The organism is Streptomyces sp. adm13(2018) (genome assembly GCF_008042145.1).
In the GTDB taxonomy this organism is placed as follows: domain Bacteria; phylum Actinomycetota; class Actinomycetes; order Streptomycetales; family Streptomycetaceae; genus Streptomyces.
In genome coordinates, this window is the sequence record NZ_RDBH01000141.1 from 743385 (window position 1) to 762343 (window position 18959).

An 18959-nucleotide genomic window follows, 5' to 3' on the forward strand; every position below is an offset into this window, starting at 1 on the left:
TCCTTGGTGGTGTCGCTCGGCTGGGGGGCGGGCGGCTGCGGAGGAGCCGGAGGGGCGTACGGAGCCGGCCCGGCCGGCCGGCCCGGCGCCCCCGCGTACGGGTTCTGCCCGGGCGGCGGCGGGGCGTACCAGCCCTGCTGCGGCACGTCCTGCACCACCGGCTGCGGCGGCACGCCGTACCCCTGCTGCCCGGGCTGCTGCGGCGGCTGGAGGTGCGCGAGCCGGTCGTCCGTCGAGCGGTAGTCCACGGCGCCCTGCGTCAGGCGCATGTACGCCTCCTCCAGGGAGGCCTGGTGCGGGGACAGCTCCCAGAGCCGGACGTCCGCGCCGTGCGCGAGGTCGCTGATCCGCGGCAGCGGCAGCCCCGTCACCCGCAGCGCGCCGTCCGGCTCCGACAGCACCTGGCCGCCGGCCTCCATGAGGGCCGCCGTCAGCTTCTCCCGCTGACCCGGCTCCGTCACGGGGGTCCGCACCCGGGCGAAGTCGGCGGAGTTCGCCGAGATGAAGTCCTTGACGCTCATGTCCGAGAGCAGCTGCCCCCGGCCGATCACGATCAGATGGTCGGCGGTGAGCGCCATCTCGCTCATGAGGTGGCTGGAGACGAAGACCGTCCGCCCCTCGGCGGCGAGCTTCTTCATCAGGTTCCGGACCCAGAGGATGCCCTCCGGGTCCAGGCCGTTCACCGGCTCGTCGAAGAGCAGCACCTGCGGGTCGCCCAGCAGCGCCGCGGCGATGCCCAGCCGCTGGCCCATGCCGAGCGAGAAGCCCTTGGAGCGCCGCTTGGCCACGTCCTGGAGGCCGACGACCCCGAGGACCTCGTCCACGCGCTGCGCCGGGATGCCGGCGAGCTGCGCGAGCGACAGCAGGTGGCTGCGCGCGCTCCGCCCGCCGTGCACGGCCTTCGCGTCGAGGAGCGCGCCGACCTGGCGGGGCGCGTTCGGCAGCTGCCGGAAGGGGTGGCCGCCGATCGTGACGTGCCCGGCGGACGGCTGGTCGAGCCCCAGGATCATCCGCATCGTGGTCGACTTGCCCGACCCGTTCGGTCCCAGGAAGCCGGTGACGACACCGGGCCTCACCTGGAAGGAAAGGTTGTACACGGCCGTCTTGGCGCCGTAGCGCTTCGTCAGGCCGACTGCCTCGATCATTCTCCAGCCCCATCGCCAGGTCGGTCGCACCATGGTCGGGGCGTGGCGGCCGTCGGCCGGAGCCCCCCGTATGAGCTAGGAGCTTATCCAGCCGTTGACGGTTCCGGCGAAGCGGAGAAGGCCTCCGGGCCCACTCCGGGGGGAACCTCGGGGTTTTCCCGCAGGGGTCCCGACGCGATCCCGCGGGAACGGCGGAGGGGCCCCGGCAGGATCCCGCCGGAACGGCGGAGGGGCCCCGGCAGGATCCCGCGGGAACGGCGGAGGGGCCCCGGCACGATCCCGCGGGACCGGTGCCGGGGCCCCTCGATGGTCCCGCGGGGTCAGGCGTCCCGCTTCTTCAGCACCAGATAGCCGCCGGCCAGCGCCGCCACCACCCAGATGACCATGATCCCGAGCCCGGCCCACGGACCGTACGGAGCCTCCTCCGTGTTCATGGCGTCCGGGACGACCTGCATGATCTTCGAACCGGCCTGGTCGGGGAAGTAGCGGGCCACCTCCTTGGCCTTCGGCACGGCCGCCAGGATCTGCGAGACCAGGAAGAAGAACGGCATCAGGATGCCGAGCGACAGCATCGACGAGCGCAGCATCGCCGCCACACCCATGGAGAACAGCGCGATCAGGCCCATGTAGAGCCCGCCGCCGATCACCGCCCGCAGCACGTTGTCGTCGCCGATCGAGGCACTGTGCTCGCCGAGCAGCGCCTGCCCGAGGAAGAAGGCCAGAAAGCTCGTCGCGAGGCCCACCACGAAGGCCAGCCCGCCGGCCACCGCGATCTTCGAGAAGAGGAAGGTCGCGCGCTGGGGCACGGCCGCCAGCGAGGTGCGGATCATCCCCGAGGAGTACTCGGTCCCCACCACCAGGACACCGAAGACGACCATCGCCAGCTGCCCCAGGGTCATCCCGAAGAAGCTCACCAGGGTCGGGTCGAAGGTGGCCCGCTCGACCTCGCTGAGGTCGTCGAAGGTGGAGTTGAAGACGGCGGACAGCGCCGCGCCGATCGCCACCGTGACGATCAGGGCGCTCGCCAGGGTCCAGACGGTCGAGGACACCGTCCGGATCTTCGTCCACTCGGACTGCAGGACCGCGGATACCGCTGCCATCGTTCAGGCTCCCTGGGAGGTCGTGCCCCACTGGGGGCCGGGCGCCGGGGCGCCACCGTGTACATCGGTGCCGTGCGCGTGGTACTCCACCGCACCGGCGGTCATCTGCATGAAGGCCTCTTCGAGCGAGGCGCGCTGGGAGCTCAGCTCGTGCAGCACGAGCCCGTTCTCGGCGGCGAGCTCGCCCAGCTTCTCGGTGGTAGCCCCGTCCACCTCCAGGCTGCCGCTGCCCGCCTCCACCGCGACGAAACCGTTGGCGTGCAGCACGTCCCGGAGCCGCTCCTGCTGCGGGGAACGCAGCCGCACATAACTCCGGGAATTCTCCTGGATGAAATCCGCCATCGACGTGTCGGCCAGCAGCTTTCCCTGACCGATCACGATGAGGTGATCGGCTGTCAGGGCCATTTCACTCATGAGATGGCTGGAAACGAAGATCGTCCGGCCTTCGGCCGCCAGCGCCTTCATCAGATTGCGGATCCAGTGAATTCCCTCGGGGTCCAGACCATTGACGGGTTCGTCGAACATCAGGATCTCGGGATCGCCGAGCAGCGCCGACGCGATGCCGAGGCGCTGCCCCATACCGAGGGAGAAACCCTTGGACTTCTTCTTCGCGACCGGCGTCAGACCCACCAGGTCCAGCACCTCGCTCACCCGGCGCTCCGGGATGCGGTTCGACTGGGCGAGGCACAGCAGGTTGTTGTAGGCGGAGCGGCCGCCGTTCATGGCCTTGGCGTCGAGCAGCGCGCCGATGTACTTCAGCGGCTCCGCCAGCTCCCGGTAGTGCTTGCCGTCGATCCGGACCGTCCCGCTCGTCGGGTTGTCCAGGTCCAGCATCATCCTCATCGTCGTCGACTTGCCCGCCCCGTTGGGCCCGAGGAAGCCCGTGATCACCCCAGGACGCACCTGGAAGGAGAGGTGGTCGACCGCGGTCTTCGCCCCGTATCGCTTGGTCAGGCCCTCAAGCTCGATCATGAGAACCAACCTACGGGCGCGCAAAACCCCCCGCCACCGGAATGACAGGGGGTCCTGGGGAACGCTACGAACTCGTTACCGGTTGTCCGTCAGGTCGACGGCGCTCACCCGGACGGCCGTACGGGGGGCGGCCGTACGCGGCGGGCGCGTCAGCGGGACTGCTGGGCCGGGACACCGGCCGGACGCTCGTCGTCGATCGGGGAGCCGGCCGCCGCCACCGCGGCACCGGTCAGCGTCGCCAGCATCTCGCGGACGTTGGTCAGCTGGGCGTTGATCGAGTCCCGGCGGTTCGTCAGCGCCGCGAGCTCGCGCTCCGACTCCGAACGGATCCGGTCGGCCTTGGCGTTCGCGTCGGCCACGATGTCCTCGGCCTGGCGCTGCGCGGTCTCCACCGTCTGGCGGGCCCGGCGCTCCGCGTCCGTACGCAGCTTCTCGGCCTCCAGGCGGAGCTGCTCGGCGCGGTGCTCGATCTCGGCGAGGCGCTTCTCGGCCTTGGCCTGACGCGAGGCCAGGTCGCGCTCCGACTGCTCGCGGCGCTTGGCCAGGTTCGTCTCGAAGTCCGCGGCGGCCTGCGCGGCCTTGGCGCGGGTCTCCTCGAAGAGGGCGTCCGCCTCCTCGCGCTTCGACTGCGCGTCCTTCTGCGCCTCGGCGCGGAGCGTGTTGGCCTCGCCCTGCGCCTTCTCGACGATCCGGACGCCCTCGTCCTCGGCCTTCGACTTGCGCTCGGCCGAGAAGGACTCCGCGTCGTTGCGCACCTGCTGGGCGGCCGACTCGGCCAGCTCGCGGTGCTGCTCGGCGGCGCGACGGGCCTCCTCACGCAGGTCCTTCGCCTCCTCCTCGGCGAGCCGGAGGATCTTCTCGACCCGGGCGCCGAGCCCCGCGTACGACGGCTCGGCGTCGGTGACCTGGGCCTGGGCGTTCTGCGTCTCGAGGTGGAGTTCCTCGATGCGCTTCTCCAGGGAGGTGATGCGGGACAGCGCGCTGTCGCGGTCGGACACGAGCTTGGTAATGCGGTCGTCCACCTGACCGCGGTCGTAACCGCGCCGCACGAGCTCGAAGCCGAAGGGGGAGGATGTGTCGCTCATGGGTTTCCTGTCGAATGAGACCGGTGAGGTGTTAGAGGGAATCCTAGGGGCCGAAGCGGCGTGTCATCGAGCGTATGCCCGTTTGCTCTGGAGAATGTCCAGCCTTTTGAGTGGCTAGCCGTCCTGGGACTTGCCACTCGAACGAGTGGAACCCGCCGAGGCGCCCGCCTTGACACCCGCGGATCCGGAGGACTTCGCACCGGCGGCGGGGGTCTCGAAAGACTCCAACGCCTCCAGCACGTCCTGGACACGGGAGATCTCGGCATTGATGTCCTTGCGGCGCCGCACGAGCACCTCCAGTTCCCGCTGGCCCTCCTCGACGGTCTGCTCGGCCTCGGCCCGCGCCTCCGCCAGCACCCGCTCCGCCTCGGCCTTGATGCCCTCGGCCTCCGCGACGAGCGAGGCCTTCTTCTGCTCGGCCTCCTTCAGGAGCCCCTCGGCCCTGCGGACGGCGGCGATCCGGACCTTGCTCGCCTCGGAACTCGCCTCGGACACCAGCTCCTTGGCCTTCTCCTCGGCCTCGGCGCGCTGCTCGGTGGCGGCCTTCATCAGGTTGTCGACCCGCTCGCCCGCCGTCTTCATCTGCTCGGCGCTCTCGCGGCGCGCCCGCTCGTGCAGTTCCTCGATCTCGCCCTCGATCCGGCCCCGCAGCTCCTCGGCCCGCTCCCTTATGGCCGTCGCGTCGCCACGGGCCCCGACGAGCAGCTCGTCCGCGTCCGTACGGGCCTTCTCCACCAGGGAGTTGCCCTCGACGGTCGCCTCGGAGACGATCCGCTCGGCCTCCTTGCGGGCCGCGCCGACCATCAGGTCGGCCTGCGCCTCGGCCTCGGTGGTGGCGCGCAGCGCCTCCTCCTGCGCCTTGCCGATGAGCTGGTCGGCCTGCTCGGCCGCGTCGGAACGCTTCCGCGCGCCGGCCTCCCGCGCCTCGTCGAGGGTCCGGTCGGCCTCCGCGCGGGCCTCCGAGCGCATCTGCTCGGCGGCGGCCGCCGCCTCGGCCCCGAGCCGCTCGGACTCGGCGCGGATCCGCTCGGCCTCCTGCTGGGCGGAGCCCACGGTCGTCTCGGCCGCGGCGCGTGCCTCCGCCGTGACGGAATCGGCCAGTTCGGCGGCCTCGCGGGTGAGCCGCTCGGCCTCCGCGATCGCCTCGGCGGTGAGCCGCTCGGCCTCGGCGGCCGTCTCGCGGGTGAGGCGCTCGGCCTCCGAGGTGGCCTCCCCGATGAGGGCGTCGGCCTGCTCGGCGGCGTCGGCGCGGCGCTTGTCGGCGGCCCTGCGGGCCTCGTCGAGGACCTGCTCGCCGTCGGCCAGGGCCGCGTTCCGCAGGGCCTGCGCGTGTGCCTCCCCGTCGATCTTGACCTGCTCTGCCTCGGTACGGAGGCGTCGGGCGTCCTGCTCGGCGGTCTCCATGAGCTCGACCGCCTCGGCGGTGAGCCGCTCGGCCTCGGCGGCCGTCTCGCGGGTGAGGCGCTCGGCCTCCGAGGTGGCCTCCCCGATGAGGGCGTCGGCCTGCTCGGCGGCGTCGGCCCGGCGCTTGTCCGCCGCCTGACGGGCCTCGTCGAGGACCCGCTCGCCGTCGGCGACCGCGGCCGCCCGCAGCGCCTCCGCGTGCGCCTCCCCGTCGGCCTTGACCTGCTCTGCCTCGGTGCGCAGGCGTCGGGCGTCCTGCTCGGCGGTCTCCATGAGCTCGACCGCCTCGGCGGTGAGCCGCTCGGCCTCCGCGGACGTTTCCCGGGTGAGGCGCTCGGCCTCCGAAGTGGCCTCCGCGATCAGGGCGTCGGCCTGCTCGGCGGCGTCACCGCGGCGCTTGTCCGCCGCCTGACGGGCCTCGTCCAGGACCTGCTCCGCCTCGGCGGCGATCCGCTCCGCCTCCGTACGGGCCTCGCCGACGACCGACTCGGCGCGCTCGGCGGCCTCCGAACGGATCCGGTTCGCGTCGTCGCGGGCGTCGGCGCGGGTGCGGGCCGCGTCCTGCTCGGACGCGGCGAGCGCGTCCGTCGCCTCGGTGCGTACCCGCTGCGCGTACTCGGCGGTGTCCGTCCGCAGCTTCTCCGACTCGGCGATCGCCTCGGAGACCGTCCGCTCGGCCAGCGCCTTGGCGGCGTCCGTCTCCTCCTGCGCACGCGTCCGGACGCGGGCGGCGTCCTCGGCGGCCCGCTCCCGCTCCTCGTAGGCGTCGGCGCGGACCCGGTCCGCCTCCTCCTGCGCCTCGGAACGCGTCCGCTCGGCCGCGTGCTCGGCGGCGCTGCGCAGCCCCGCGATCTCCTCCTCGGCCTGCTCGCGCAGACCGGCCACCGAGTCCCGTACCTCCTGGGCGGTCTGCTCGGCCGTGGTGAGCATCTCGGTCGCCCGCGCCTCGGCCTCGTCGACCAGCCGCTGCGCCTCGACCTGCGCGTCCTCCACGCGCTTGCGGGCGGCGGCGAGGAGTTCCTCGGACTGCTCGCGGGCGTGCTCGCGCTCCCGGCCGGCCTCGGAACGGGCCGATTCGAGGGTCTCCTCGGCCTCCCGGCGCCGCCGGACGGCCTCGTCCTGGGCGGCGGTCAGCGCCTCGGCGGCCTCGGCGGCCACCCGCTCGGCGGCGGCCGCGGCCTCGGCGCGGACCCGGTCGGCGGTCTCCTGGGCCTCCGACCGCAGCCGCTCGGCCTCCTCGGACGCCTCGGTGCGCAGCCGGCCGGCCGCGGTCTCCGCCTCGGTCCGGGTGGCGGAGGCGTCGGACGCGGCCTCGGCCCGCAGCCGCTCGGCCTCCTGCTCGGCCTGCTCCTGGAGCGTACGGATGCGCTCGGCGGCCTCGGTGCGCTGCCGCTCCGTCTCCTCGGCGGCCTCGCGCCGGATCAGCTCGCCCTCGGCGCGCGCGTCGGTGAGCTCCTGCCCGGCCGCCGCGACCTTCGCCTCGGCGTCGGTGTGCAGCCGGGTCAGCTCCTCGGCGGCCTCCGCGCGGCGGGCCTCGGCGGCCCGCTCGGCGTCCGCGCGCAGTCCGGCCGCGGCCTCCTCGGCCGCCGTCCGGACCGACTCGGCCTGCTCCTCGGCCTCGGCGCGCAGCCGCTCGGCCTCGGCGCGGGTGCGCTCCAGGGTTTCCTCAGCCTGCGTCCGGAGCGTCTGGGCCCGCTCCACGGCCTCCGACTTGACCCGCTCGCTCTCGGCCCCGGCCTTCGTCCGCAACTCGTCGGCGTCGGTACGGGCCTTGGTGAGGAGCTCCTCGGCGCTGCTGGCCGCCTCCTCGATCTGCTGGACGGCCTCGCGGCGCGCCTCGCCGCGGATCCGCTCGCCCTCCGCGATGGCCTCGGCGCGCAGCTGCTCGGCCTCGCCGCGCAGCCGGCGGGCCTCCTCCTGCAGCTCGACCGTCTTGGCGCGGTACTCCTTGGTGTCGTCCTTCGCCGACCCGAGCAGCTCGTCGGCCTGCTCCTCCGCCTGGGAGCGCAGCCGGTCGATCTCGGCCTCGGTCTCGCGGCGGATCCGCTCGGCCTCCTCGGAGGCCTTGCGGGTGGTCTCGCGGGCGTCGTCGGACGCCTTGGTGAGGATCTCCTCGGCGTTGCGGGCGGCCTTGGCCATCGCCGCGGCGGAGTCCTCGGCGGCGACTGTACGGGCGTTCTCGGAGGCCTCGGAGACGAGCTTCTCCGCCTCGGCGGTCGCCTCGCGCAGCTTCTCCGCGGCCTCGGCCTTGAGCGCCTCGGCGTCCTTGGTGGCCTCGCCGACGAGCCGGGCGATCTCGGCCTTCGCGGTGCGGGTGCGCTGCTCGTTGACCGACTCGGCGGTGGAGAGCTGCTTGGCGGCGGTGTCCTTGGCCTCGGCGAGCGCCTTCTCGGCCTCGGCGCGGGCGGCGCGCAGCCGCTCCTCGGCCTCCTGCATGCGCTGTTCGGCGGCGCGGGAGAGCTCGGTGGCCTGGCGGCGGGCCTGGTCGGTCTCGGCGGCGGTGCTGGAGCGGAGCTGCTCGGCGTGGCTGGTGGCCTCCTGCGCCTGGCTGGAGGCGGCGCCGAGGAGGCGCTCGGCGTCCTTGCGGGCGCGCAGCAGAATCGCTTCGGCCTCGGCGCGGGCGGCCTCGGCCTCGGAGCCGACGCGGCGGCTGGTCTCCTCGGCGAGCCGGGTGGCCTCGGCGCGGGCGGTGGCCAGCGACTGCTCGGCCTCGGCGCGGGACTCCTCCATCAGGCGGCGGGCCTGGGCCTCGGTGCGGGCGCGGAGCTGTTCGGCCCAGGCGACGTTCTCGTTGACGTGCGCCTCGACGGTCTGCCGGCGCTCGCTGAGTTCCTGGTCGAGCTGCTGGCGCCGCTGGACCGCCTCGTTGTGCAGTTCGGCCTGGAGCCGGGACTGGTGCTCGGCGTGCTCCTGGAGGATGCGCTGCGTCTGCGCGCGGGCGTCGCGGAGCTCGCGCTCGGCGTCCTGGCGGAGCTGCTCGGCCTGCGCCTGGGCGTTCCGCAGCAGCTGCTCGGCCTGGTAGCCGATGTCCGCGCTGTCGTAGGCGGGCCGGGACGCGATGGTGCGGCGCGCCTCGTGGAGCTTGGCGCGCAAGACCTCGACCTGGTATCCGAGATCCTCGGCGTGCTGAACGGCCTTCTCGCGCTCGGTCTTCAGCCGGTCCATCTCGGCTTCGAACCGGGCGAGATGGTCGTCTTCAGCTCGGTGGCTCTCCTGGCGTTCGTAGCCCCGCACTGCGCGGTCCATCCTTCCCCGAGCTCTTCGAGCAGGGGAGACCCCAACCCTGGTCGCAACTCCGACGAGTCCTCCCTCACGGCTGAGGACGGACCCCCGGGGAATCGTGGCAGATCGGACGACCCCGACATCCCGACTACGGTGCCGCAGGAAACGGCCCCGACCGGCCCCGGCCCGGAGCCGCCCACTCTACCGGGCCAGGAATCCGGAGGTCAGTGCTCCGCTGAGGAGTGGTCAGCCGACGGCTGTGCCGAGGTGACCAGTTCCGTGAGGACGCCGTGGCAGTCCTTGGGGTGCAGGAAGGTGATCCGGGAGCCCATCGAGCCGATCCGCGGCTGGTCGTAGAGGACCCGGACGCCCTTGGAGCGGATGTCCTCGGCGTCGCCGTCGACGTCCGCCGTGCCGAAGGCGATGTGGTGCACGCCCTCGCCGTTCTTCGCCAGCCACTTGCCCACGGCAGAGTCCTCACGGGTGGGCTCCAGGAGCTGGAGGTAGGAGGCCCCGCCGTCCGAGGTGTCGTTGATCTTGAGCATGGCCTCGCGGACGCCCTGCTCCTCGTTGACCTCGGAGTGGAAGACCTCGAAACCGTACGTGGCACGGTAGAACTCGACGGTCTTGTCCAGGTCGAAACAGGCGATCCCGATGTGGTCGATTCGCGTCAGCATGCCTCCAGTGCAGCGCCGCGGAGGTGGTTACGCAACGTGCGCGCCGTCACACCGACCGGCCGATGACCGGGCGGTCCGCCGCTCAGTACATTGGCGGTAAACCCTCGTTCACTTCTCTTCCCTAGGGGCCGTGCCTCATGTCTGGAACGACCGGTACCACCTCAGTGATCGTCGCGGGCGCCCGTACGCCCATGGGTCGCCTGCTCGGCTCGCTCTCGTCCTTCTCGGGCGCGGACCTCGGCGGTTTCGCGATCAAGGCCGCCCTCGACCGTGCCGGCATCGGCGGCGACCAGGTGCAGTACGTGATCATGGGCCAGGTGCTCCAGGCGGGTGCCGGGCAGATCCCCGCCCGCCAGGCCGCGGTCAAGGCCGGTATCCCCATGAACGTCCCGGCGCTCACCGTCAACAAGGTGTGTCTCTCGGGTCTCGACGCCATCGCGCTCGCCGACCAGCTGATCCGCGCGGGCGAGTTCGACGTGGTCGTGGCCGGCGGCCAGGAGTCGATGTCCAACGCCCCGCACCTGCTGCCGAAGTCCCGCGAGGGCTTCAAGTACGGCGCCGTCGAGATGCTCGACGCCATGGCGTACGACGGTCTGACCGACGCCTTCGAGAACATCGCGATGGGCGAGTCCACGGAGAAGCACAACACCCGTCTGGGCATCCGTCGCGCCGAGCAGGACGAGGTCGCCGCCCTGTCGCACCAGCGTGCCGCCGCCGCCCAGAAGAACGGCGTCTTCGAGGCCGAGATCACCCCGGTCGAGATCCCGCAGCGCAGGGGCGAGCCGGTCGTCTTCTCCAAGGACGAGGGCATCCGCGCGGAGACCACCGCCGAGTCCCTCGGCAAGCTCCGCCCGGCCTTCGCCAAGGACGGCACCATCACGGCCGGCTCCTCCTCGCAGATCTCCGACGGCGCCGCCGCCGTCGTCGTGATGAGCAAGGCCAAGGCCGAGGAGCTGGGCCTGGAGTGGATCGCCGAGATCGGCGCCCACGGCAACGTGGCGGGCCCGGACAACTCGCTCCAGTCGCAGCCGTCCAACGCCATCCTGCACGCGCTGAAGAAGGAGGGCCTGTCCGTCGGCGACCTCGACCTGATCGAGATCAACGAGGCCTTCGCCGCGGTGGCCGTCCAGTCAATGAAGGACCTCGGCGTTACCCCCGAGAAGGTGAACGTCAACGGTGGCGCCATCGCCCTCGGTCACCCCATCGGCATGTCCGGCGCCCGCGTGGTGCTGCACCTGGCGCTGGAGCTCAAGCGGCGCGGCGGCGGCGTCGGCGCGGCGGCCCTGTGCGGCGGCGGCGGTCAGGGCGACGCGCTGATCGTCCGCGTCGCCGGCAAGTAAGTCACCTCGGCAAGGTCAGGCAAGGAGCTCAGCACATGGTGGACGTCCCCGCTCTGGTCACCCAGGCACGGGAGGGCAGGCCGCGGGCCGTGGCCCGGCTGATCTCGCTCGTGGAGGGGGCGTCCCCGCAGCTGCGCGAGGTCATGGCGGCGCTCGCACCGCTCACCGGAGGGGCGTACGTGGTGGGCCTGACCGGCTCGCCCGGCGTCGGCAAGTCCACGTCGACCTCCGCGCTGGTCTCCGCCTACCGGCGGGCGGGCAAGCGGGTCGGCGTCCTGGCCGTCGACCCGTCCTCGCCCTTCAGCGGCGGGGCGCTGCTCGGCGACCGGATCCGGATGGCGGACCACGCCTCCGACCCGGGCGTCTACATCCGCTCCATGGCCACCCGCGGTCACCTGGGCGGACTGGCCTGGTCGGCCCCGCAGGCGATCCGTGTCCTGGACGCGGCCGGCTGCGAGGTGATCCTGGTGGAGACCGTGGGGGTCGGGCAGTCGGAGGTCGAGATCGCCTCCCAGGCGGACACCTCCGTCGTCCTCCTCGCGCCGGGCATGGGCGACGGGATCCAGGCCGCCAAGGCGGGCATCCTGGAGATCGGCGACGTGTACGTGGTGAACAAGGCGGACCGGGACGGCGCGGACGCCACCGCCCGGGAGCTCAACCACATGCTGGGGCTCGGCGAGGCGCGCGGGCCCGGCGACTGGCGGCCGCCGATCGTGAAGACGGTCGCGGCGCGCGGCGAGGGCATCGACGAGGTCGTGGAGGCCCTGGAGAAGCACCGGGCGTGGATGGAGGAGCACGGGGTCCTGGCGGAGCGCCGCCGGGTCCGTGCCGCGCGCGAGGTCGAGACCATCGCGGTCACGGCCCTGCGGGAGCGGATCGGCGACCTGCACGGCGACCGGCGCCTGGACGCGCTCGCGGAGCGGATCGTGGCGGGCGACCTCGACCCGTACGCGGCCTCGGACGAGCTGGTCGCGAGCCTGACGGGCAACTGAGCGGGGGTGCGGCCCCGCGGGTACGGAGAAGGGCCTCACCGGAACGACCGGTGAGGCCCTTCTCCGTCGGGTCCGTCGGTCCCTCGGGTCCGTCGGCTCCGCAGGGTCCGGCGGGACCCCCGGGGCTGTCAGCTCCGTCGGCTCCGTCGGCTCCGTCGGGCTACGGCTTGCCGCGGCGGCCGCGCAGCTGGTCGGCGACCGGCTTGAGGGACTCGCGCAGGTCGCCGAGGGCGTCCGGGCCGATCTGGTCGATGAAGTGCTTGCGCACCGACTCGACGTGGTGCGGGGCGACCTTGTGCATGGTCGCCATGCCCGTGTCGGTCAGCACCGCGTACAGCCCGCGCCGGTCCGACTCGCAGTTCTCGCGCCGGACGAGTCCGGCGTTCTCCATGCGGGTGATCTGGTGCGAGAGCCGGCTCTTCGACTGGAGCGTGGCCGCGGCCAGGTCGCTCATGCGCAGGCGCCGTTCCGCCGACTCCGAGAGGTTCACGAGGATCTCGTAGTCGTTCATCGTCAGGCCGAAGGGCTGGAGGTCCCGCTCCAGCTGGTACGTCAGCATTCTGTTGACGTCCAGGAATGTGCGCCACGCACACTGCTCGGCGTCGGTGAGCCACGGAGTGGCGGTCTCGGTCTCCATGTATGGATTCTACCTAAGAAGTTGAATACTTGACGAAGTCTGGGAGCGTGCGTTCGAGGACGTCACACTCCGCAGACTACCGCTCACAGCCCGAAGCGACGCTGGAGGTCACCGAGCTGGCCGGGAAGGCGCGGTACCGAGCCTTGCACGGACTGGCCTGAACCGGGCGATCCGTGACCTCCCGGCACCCCCGCCTGAGCCGGCGGGCCGCCGATCTCGCGCTCCGCCATCAGGATCTCCGTCGACTGGAGCAGGACCGTCCCCGCTCCCACGAACTCGAACTGGTGCTCCTCGCCCGAGGTGCCCCCGAGGCCCGTCAGCGCGCGCACGCCCCCCATCACGCCCGTCATGTAGCCGTGGTCGTAGTGGTGGCAGGGGGAGGGGCAGTCCGCCCAGCCGACCAGCGCCTGCGGGTCCACCCGCATCGGCGGCTCCATGAAGACCACCGGGCCGTTCGACGCGGCCACGAACTTGCCGGTGCCGATCAGCGTCACGAAGCCCGGCACGATCGACTGCTTCAGCGCGAGGGTCGGCTGGTAGGCCAGCAGGTTGCCCGAGCGGATCGTCAGGTTGCCCTCGTCCAGGTCGAACGAGTTCACGTCGAAGGCACGGTCCGCCAGCAGCATCTTGCCGCTGCCCTCCGCGACCACCCAGTCGCTCGCGTGCAGCGGCGAGTGGAACGACGTCCGGACCAGACGGTCCAGCCGCCCGTGCCCGATGCCGTTGAACTCGATCCGCCCGTAGTAGGCGATCATCTTGCCCTTCTGCAGGAACCACTGGGAGCCCTTGAGCTCCACGCAGAAGGTGTACGGGTTCACGTTGTCGTCCGACGGCAGGGTCGCCGGGTCGTGGATCACGGGACCGGTCACAGCTTCTCCTCCGAGGCCTGCACGTACACCGCGCCGCTGCCGCTCAGCTCCAGCTGGAACGCCTCGCCCGAGCCGCGGCCCACCATGTCGCGCCAGCCGAGCGCGGTGGACAGCTTGTTCCGCACGTCGCCGTGGTGGGCCACGTACGCCTGCGGGTCCACGTGGACCGGGCGGCCCGGGGTGATCGGCAGCTCGATCACGCCGCCGTGCGCCATCACGGCCACCGCGCCGTGCCCCTTCAGGGTGGTGGTGAAGAGGCCCTGGCCGGTCACCTGGCCGCGGACCATGCCCATGACCCCGCCCTGCGAGCCCATGAACATCGTGCCCTGCTCCAGGGTGCCGTCGAAGGCCAGCAGCCGGTCGGCCTCCACGTACAGGGTGTCCCCGGTCAGCCCGATCACCTGGATGTGGTGACCGCCGTGCCCGAACATCACCGTGCCGTTGCCCTCGACGGTCATCAGCGGCGTCGCCTCACCGGCCACGCGGCGGCCGATCATCGACATCACCCCGCCCTGGCCGCCGGCCGTGTTCGGCGTGAAAGTGACGTCGCCGCGGTACGCGAGCATCGCGCCACGCTGGCTGAACATCCGCTGCCCGGGGACGACGGTCGCCTCGATCATCTTCGAGTTGATCTCACGGAACGGCACTAGACGTCCCCTCCGACCGTGTTGCGCTCGCTCGGCTGGACGTACACGAGGCCGTCCCCCTCGAACCGGATCTGGAAGGCCTCGCCACCGCCCTCACCCATGAAGGTGCGGAACGTCACACCCGACTGGAAGTGCTGCTGGAGGTTGCCCTGGTGGGCGATGTACGCGCCGGGGTCGACCTGGAGCGGGTACTGCGGGGTCACCCGCAGCACCACCGCCGGGCCGTCGGACATGATCGCGGCCTGCCCCGTCCCCTCGACGGTCGTGGTGAACAGGCCGTTGCCGGTCGCTCCGCCCCGCAGACCCGTGAAGGTCGTGCCGGTGCGCAGCCCCGCGTCGGTGCAGAGCAGATTGCTCGCCTCGACCCAGAGCTTGTCGCCGTGCAGCGTGACGAGGTTGATCTCGGAGGCCCGGTCGGCGAACCAGCAGGTCCCCTGGCCGCGCACCTCCATCACCTCCATCTGCTCACCCGTGAGCCGGCGGGTGACCATGCCGCGCAGGCCCTCACCGCCGCCACTCATCTTCTTGAACGCCATCTGGCCGTCGTAGGCGACCATCGAGCCGTTCTTCGCCTTGACGGCGTCGCCGGTCATGGAGACCGCGAGCACCTTGCTGCCTTGGAGTCGGAACGTTGCCACCCGCTGAAGGTACTGGGGACCCGGATAAAGAGACAGCAAAGTCGGCATGCACAATGGACGGGCCCTTGTGCATCCGTTCACAAGATCGAACGAAGGTGACCCCCTCCGTGGACATCAAGACCGCTTCCTCCCTCCACCGGCTCCGGCTCGTCTCCGCGCCGGAGGCCGTCTCGTTCCTGCTCCTGCTCGTCTGCTCGGTACTGAAGCGGACGACGGACTTCAACGCGGTGCCGGTCATGGGTGCGATCCACGGCCTGCTGTTCGTCCTCTACGTGCTGTTCTGGCTCGACGCCTGGAACCGCACCAAGTGGAGCTTCGGGACCGCCGCCCTCTACTTCGTTCTTTCCGTGCTGCCCTTCGGCGGCTTCTACGCCGAGCGGAAGCTCAAGGCCGAGGCCCAGGCCGCGGTCGCCGCCTCCCGCGCCCGCGCCGCGCAGGCCCAGGGCGCCGAGCAGGCCCAGGGTGCGGTGAAGGCATGATCGTCGCGTTCTCCGTCACCCCGCTGGGCGTGGGGGAGGAGGTCGGCGCGTACGTCGCCGACGCCGTCCGGGTGGTCCGCGAGTCCGGCCTCCCCCACCGCACCGACGCCATGTTCACCTCCGTCGAGGGCGAGGACTGGGACCAGGTCATGGACGTCGTGAAGCGTGCGGTCGCCGCCGTGGAGGCGCGGGCGCCGCGCGTCTCGGTCGTCATGAAGGTCGACATCCGCCCCGGTGTCACGGACGGCCTGCACAGCAAGGTCGCCACGGTGGAGCGGTACCTGGAAGAGAGCTGAGGCCCCCGGGCCCTGCCCCGCTCCTGCGGCGTGAAGCCCCCGGTCCCCCTGCGGGACCGGGGGCTTCGTCATGCCGGGGAGCAGTCTTGAGCGACTGCTCAAAATCGGCTACCTTCAACCGCGGGCAGTTTTGAGCACTCGCTCAAAGCGCCGTGGACGGGAGGGCACCCCATGGGCCTCTACATCGAGACCAGGGTCCGCGCGGACCTGGAGACGCTCTGGGAACGCACCCAGGACCCCGACCGCCACCAGCGGTGGGACCTGCGGTTCACCGAGATCGCGTACCTCCCGGGCGCCGAGGACCGGCCCCGGACCTTCCGGTACGCGACGCGCGTCCTGCCCTTCCTGGTCGTCGCCGGCACCGGTGTCTCCGCGGGGGAGCGCCACCGGGCCGGCGGCGACCGGGTCTCCGCGCTCCGTTTCTCCTCGCCGCACCCGCTCTCCCTGATCGCCGAGGGCAGCGGCTACTGGCGGTACGTCCCCACCCCGGACGGCGTCCGCTTCCTCACCGGCTACGACTACCGGCCCCGCTGGGGCCGCCCCGGCCGCCTCGCCGACCGGCTCGTGTTCCGCCCCCTCATGGGATGGGCCACCGCCTGGTCCTTCGACCGGCTGCGCCTCTGGTGCGAGCGGGGCGTCACCCCGGAGCGCTCCCGGAACCACTGGCTGCTCGAACTCCTCGCCCGGGCAATCCTCGTGGCCGCGCCGCTCGGCCTCCTCCCGCCGGCCGCCGCCCCGCTCGCCGTCCTCGGGCTCGTCCTCCCCCTGCTCGTCCTCGCCGTCCTCGTACCGCCCTCGCCGTGGACGCKCGCGGCCCGGCGCTGCCTGCGCACCCCGCCCGCCCGCACCCGGGAGCCCCGTCTCCTCGCCACCCTGGAGCAGCCGTGACCGCGCCCGCCCCCGCGCCCTCGATCTTCCGCACGGCCATGGGGGACGCCGCCTTCGCGCGGCTGCACCCCGAGCTCCAGCGGCGCTTCTCCGTCGGCCTCGCGAGCGGGGAGCTGTGCGTCGGACGCGGCGTCATGGACCGGATCTGGCACGGCCGGGCCCTCGTGAAGCCCTTCCTCGCGCTCGGCGGGCTGCGGAACATCCTGCTGCCCCGCACCGGCCGCGACGTGCCCTTCGTCATCGAGAACGTGCCGTACGCCGACTCCCACGGACGCGAGACCGTCACCTTCGTCCGCACCTTCGCCCTCCCCGGCGGACCCCGGCGCTTCGACGCCACCATGATCCACAGCCCCGACCGCGACTGCGTCCTCGACTACCTCGGCACCCACCAGCACCTCGCCAGCGACCTCCACCTGTCCGCCGAGCCGGACGGCTCGCTCCTCATCCGCTCCGGCGAGCACCGCTTCCGCGAGGGCCCGGTCGACGTGCGGGTGCCGGAACTGATCGGCGGCCGGGCCGAGGTGCGGGAGTCCTTCGACGAGCGCACCGGCCGCTTCCGCATCCGGGTACGGGTGGACAACCGGTACGTCGGCCCCCTCTTCGGCTACGAGGGGTCGTTCGCCGCCACGTACGCGGACGTACGCTCCCGGGGGGTGCGCGCGGGGCTGCGCCCGGTGCGCGAGGAGGTACGGGCATGAGCGGGGACGTACGGCAGCGGAAGGCGGGGGAGCCCCGGGGGCAGGACGCGCGCAGCCTGGAGACCCGGGAGAAGCTGCTGGCCGGGGCCCTGCGGACGCTCGTCGAACAGGGCATCACCAAAACCTCCGCCCGTGCCATCGCGGCCACCGCGGGCGTGAACCAGGCCCTCGTCTTCTACCACTTCGGCTCCGTCGACGAGCTGCTCGCCGAGGCCTGCCGGTACGGCGCCGAGCAGCGCGTCGCCCGGCACCGCGAACGGCTCGCCGCCATCGGCAGCCTCACCGAGCTGCTCGCCTTCGGACGGGCCCTGCACGAGGAGGAGCGGGCCGCCGGTCACGTCGCCTTCCTCGGGCAGCTGCTCGCCGGCGCGCAGGCGCATCCGCGGCTGGCGCCCGCCACGACCGCCGGGCTCGACCTGTGGATCACCGAGATCGAGCGGGTGCTCGTCCGGGTGCTGGCCGGGACCCCGTTCGCCGGGCTCACCGACCCCGCCGCGCTCGCCCGCGCGGTCGGCGCCTCCTTCGTCGGCCTCGAACTGTACGAGGGCGTCGACCCGGAGGGCGCCGAGGCGGCCTTCACGGCCCTGGAGCAGCTCGGCGCCCTGATGGCCGCCGTGGAGGAGCTGAACCCCGTGGCCCGCAAGGCCGTCACGTACACCCTCCGCCGGCAGTCCGGCCGCACGCGCCCCTGAGGCCCTGTCAGGCCTCGCGCGACCGACCCCGCCCGGGACACGCGGGTCAGTCCGTGCCGGGCTGCGACACCGCGATCCCCAGCGGGGTCCGCTCGTACAGCACCTGGTGGCCGTACCGCCGCGAGGTCAGCAGCCCCGCGTCCCGCAGCACCGCGAGGTGCGCGGAGACGGTGGACGGCGCCCGGCCCAGCAGGTGCGAGAGCGCCGTCGTCCCCATCGGCTCGGCCAGGGCGCACAGCACGTCCGCCCGCACCGGGCCGAGGAGCCGCCCGAGGGCCTCCGGGGTGCGGTCGCCCGCCCCGGACCACAGACCGCCGATCCCGCGCGCCGGGTAGACCACTGTCGGCTGCCACGGCGGATCGAAACCGCTCACCACGTCCGGCCAGGTGAACACCGACGGCATCAGGACGAGCCCCTGCCCCTCCAGCGGCCTGATGTGCTCACCGTGGTACGCGACCCGCAGCGTGGCGGTCCCCGCGTCCCACGTGAAGGCCGGGTGCAGCTCGTCCAGGAGCCGTTCGAGCCCGCCCTCGGCGAGCCGCCGCGAGTGGTAGGCCACGTCCGCCTCAAGCAGGGCCCGCAACCGGGGCCAGTCCGGAGCGACCAGCGCCTCCCACGCGGCCCTGAGCAGCTCGGCGAGCCGCAGCACCGCCCCGGCGGGATCCGCGAGGAGCCGCCGCCCCTCGGGCGTCTCCGCGGCCCTCGGGGTGTCCGCGAGCGCCCGCTCGAAGTCGGTCAGGACCAGCGCCGGATCGGTCTCCCGCACCGCGGCGATCTCGTCCTCGAAGGCGGCGGCGGGGCCCAGCGGCGGCGGGTAGAGGAAGTCCGGACTGTGCCCGTGCAGGGGCATCAGCAGATGCAGCGGCCCGAGGTCGAGCTCCCGCGCGGCGGACGCGATCCGCCGCATCCACGGCAGGTGGTAGCCCTGCTTGCCGGGGCGGGCCAGGACCCGTACGGCGGAGTGCGTCTCCCATAGGGGGGAGATCGCGAACCGGATCCGCAGCGGATCGGCCTCCCCGAAGCGCAGGTGGTACGGCACGGGGCCCTCCGGGCGGAAGATTCGTCTGGGCCCGAAAGTCTAGGGCGGACGGCTCGCCCGAAGGCACGCTGCCGGCCATGCCCCCGCACGACGACGCCACGCCCGCGCCCACCACGGCGACCGCGCGCGCCTCCGCCCC

The 18959-nt window shown here is 72.6% G+C and carries 18 protein-coding genes; 7 read left to right on the plus strand and 11 right to left on the minus strand.

Annotated features, from left to right (window positions below):
- From EAO70_RS31565 to mce, 6 genes are all read right to left on the minus strand, one after another.
- Positions 1-1145 (minus strand): ATP-binding cassette domain-containing protein (locus EAO70_RS31565; protein WP_148006624.1); only part of this gene is annotated, 1145 nt, incomplete at its 3' end.
- Positions 1146-1465: 320 nt separating this feature from the next.
- Complete coding sequence (locus EAO70_RS31570) at positions 1466-2245, minus strand: ABC transporter permease (protein ID WP_148006215.1); 780 nt, start codon at positions 2243-2245, stop codon at positions 1466-1468.
- Between the two features lie 3 nt (positions 2246-2248).
- A complete protein-coding gene (locus EAO70_RS31575) occupies positions 2249-3217 on the minus strand; it encodes an ABC transporter ATP-binding protein (protein WP_148006216.1) in 969 nt (322 codons plus the stop codon).
- Between the two features lie 149 nt (positions 3218-3366).
- Complete coding sequence (locus tag EAO70_RS31580; protein ID WP_148006217.1) at positions 3367-4302, minus strand: cellulose-binding protein; 936 nt, start codon at positions 4300-4302, stop codon at positions 3367-3369.
- A 114-nt stretch (positions 4303-4416) separates the two neighbouring features.
- Positions 4417-8940 (minus strand): polarized growth protein Scy, encoded by a 4524-nt coding sequence (scy, locus tag EAO70_RS31585; RefSeq protein WP_148006625.1) that lies wholly within the window; start codon positions 8938-8940, stop codon positions 4417-4419.
- Positions 8941-9152: 212 nt separating this feature from the next.
- Positions 9153-9605 carry a methylmalonyl-CoA epimerase gene (gene mce / locus EAO70_RS31590; RefSeq protein WP_148006218.1) on the minus strand — a complete coding sequence of 151 codons (453 nt, stop codon included), beginning with the start codon at positions 9603-9605 and terminating at the stop codon, positions 9153-9155.
- Positions 9606-9742: 137 nt separating this feature from the next.
- On the opposite strand from mce, the gene EAO70_RS31595 reads away from it, so the two are divergent.
- Positions 9743-10945: an acetyl-CoA C-acetyltransferase gene (locus EAO70_RS31595; RefSeq protein WP_148006219.1), complete on the plus strand. Its 1203-nt coding sequence runs from the start codon at positions 9743-9745 to the stop codon at positions 10943-10945.
- 35 nt (positions 10946-10980) lie between these two features.
- The gene (meaB, locus tag EAO70_RS31600; RefSeq protein ID WP_148006220.1) at positions 10981-11937 is read left to right on the plus strand and encodes a methylmalonyl Co-A mutase-associated GTPase MeaB; all 957 of its coding nucleotides are present in this window, start codon (positions 10981-10983) and stop codon (positions 11935-11937) included.
- Positions 11938-12097: 160 nt separating this feature from the next.
- Here meaB and EAO70_RS31605 read toward each other — a convergent pair whose 3' ends face one another.
- The 4 genes from EAO70_RS31605 to EAO70_RS31620 form a co-directional block, all read right to left on the minus strand.
- Positions 12098-12574, minus strand: coding sequence for a MarR family winged helix-turn-helix transcriptional regulator (locus EAO70_RS31605; RefSeq protein ID WP_148006221.1), 477 nt, complete (start codon positions 12572-12574; stop codon positions 12098-12100).
- A gap of 83 nt (positions 12575-12657) precedes the next feature.
- The gene (locus tag EAO70_RS31610) at positions 12658-13443 is read right to left on the minus strand and encodes an AIM24 family protein (RefSeq protein WP_148006222.1); all 786 of its coding nucleotides are present in this window, start codon (positions 13441-13443) and stop codon (positions 12658-12660) included.
- Complete coding sequence (locus tag EAO70_RS31615) at positions 13440-14090, minus strand: AIM24 family protein (protein WP_148006223.1); 651 nt, start codon at positions 14088-14090, stop codon at positions 13440-13442. Before EAO70_RS31615 ends, EAO70_RS31610 begins: the two co-directional genes overlap by 4 nt.
- The gene (locus EAO70_RS31620; protein WP_148006224.1) at positions 14090-14728 is read right to left on the minus strand and encodes an AIM24 family protein; all 639 of its coding nucleotides are present in this window, start codon (positions 14726-14728) and stop codon (positions 14090-14092) included. The genes EAO70_RS31615 and EAO70_RS31620 overlap by 1 nt, the downstream gene beginning before the upstream one ends.
- Positions 14729-14835: 107 nt before the next feature.
- On the opposite strand from EAO70_RS31620, the gene EAO70_RS31625 reads away from it, so the two are divergent.
- The 5 genes from EAO70_RS31625 to EAO70_RS31645 all read left to right on the plus strand — a co-directional run bounded on the left by EAO70_RS31625 (position 14836) and on the right by EAO70_RS31645 (position 17781).
- Positions 14836-15207: a DUF3817 domain-containing protein gene (locus tag EAO70_RS31625; protein WP_148006225.1), complete on the plus strand. Its 372-nt coding sequence runs from the start codon at positions 14836-14838 to the stop codon at positions 15205-15207.
- Positions 15204-15503, plus strand: a complete 300-nt coding sequence (locus tag EAO70_RS31630; protein WP_148006226.1) for an MTH1187 family thiamine-binding protein — start codon at positions 15204-15206, stop codon at positions 15501-15503. The genes EAO70_RS31625 and EAO70_RS31630 overlap by 4 nt, the downstream gene beginning before the upstream one ends.
- Positions 15504-15674: 171 nt before the next feature.
- On the plus strand, positions 15675-16391 hold the full coding sequence (locus EAO70_RS31635; protein WP_148006227.1) for a hypothetical protein: 717 nt from the start codon (positions 15675-15677) through the stop codon (positions 16389-16391).
- 38 nt (positions 16392-16429) lie between these two features.
- The gene (locus EAO70_RS31640) at positions 16430-17089 is read left to right on the plus strand and encodes a DUF4166 domain-containing protein (protein ID WP_148006626.1); all 660 of its coding nucleotides are present in this window, start codon (positions 16430-16432) and stop codon (positions 17087-17089) included.
- Entirely contained in the window at positions 17086-17781 is a 696-nt protein-coding gene (locus EAO70_RS31645; RefSeq protein WP_148006228.1) for a TetR/AcrR family transcriptional regulator, read from the plus strand. Before EAO70_RS31640 ends, EAO70_RS31645 begins: the two co-directional genes overlap by 4 nt.
- A 46-nt stretch (positions 17782-17827) precedes the next feature.
- On the opposite strand, the gene EAO70_RS31650 is transcribed toward EAO70_RS31645, so the two are convergent.
- Positions 17828-18820 carry an ArsR/SmtB family transcription factor gene (locus tag EAO70_RS31650; protein WP_148006229.1) on the minus strand — a complete coding sequence of 331 codons (993 nt, stop codon included), beginning with the start codon at positions 18818-18820 and terminating at the stop codon, positions 17828-17830.
- Positions 18821-18959 lie beyond the last annotated feature (139 nt).

Bases quoted from the DNA above. Each gene is read 5' to 3' on its own strand.
- EAO70_RS31570 (WP_148006215.1), bottom strand. From the start codon at position 2,245: ATGGCAGCGGTATCCGCGGTCCTGCAGTCCGAGTGGACGAAGATCCGG.
- EAO70_RS31575 (WP_148006216.1), bottom strand. From the start codon at position 3,217: ATGATCGAGCTTGAGGGCCTGACCAAGCGATACGGGGCGAAGACCGCG.
- EAO70_RS31580 (WP_148006217.1), bottom strand. From the start codon at position 4,302: ATGAGCGACACATCCTCCCCCTTCGGCTTCGAGCTCGTGCGGCGCGGT.
- mce (WP_148006218.1), bottom strand. From the start codon at position 9,605: ATGCTGACGCGAATCGACCACATCGGGATCGCCTGTTTCGACCTGGAC.
- EAO70_RS31595 (WP_148006219.1), top strand. From the start codon at position 9,743: ATGTCTGGAACGACCGGTACCACCTCAGTGATCGTCGCGGGCGCCCGT.
- meaB (WP_148006220.1), top strand. From the start codon at position 10,981: ATGGTGGACGTCCCCGCTCTGGTCACCCAGGCACGGGAGGGCAGGCCG.
- EAO70_RS31605 (WP_148006221.1), bottom strand. From the start codon at position 12,574: ATGGAGACCGAGACCGCCACTCCGTGGCTCACCGACGCCGAGCAGTGT.
- EAO70_RS31630 (WP_148006226.1), top strand. From the start codon at position 15,204: ATGATCGTCGCGTTCTCCGTCACCCCGCTGGGCGTGGGGGAGGAGGTC.
- EAO70_RS31640 (WP_148006626.1), top strand. From the start codon at position 16,430: ATGGGGGACGCCGCCTTCGCGCGGCTGCACCCCGAGCTCCAGCGGCGC.
- EAO70_RS31645 (WP_148006228.1), top strand. From the start codon at position 17,086: ATGAGCGGGGACGTACGGCAGCGGAAGGCGGGGGAGCCCCGGGGGCAG.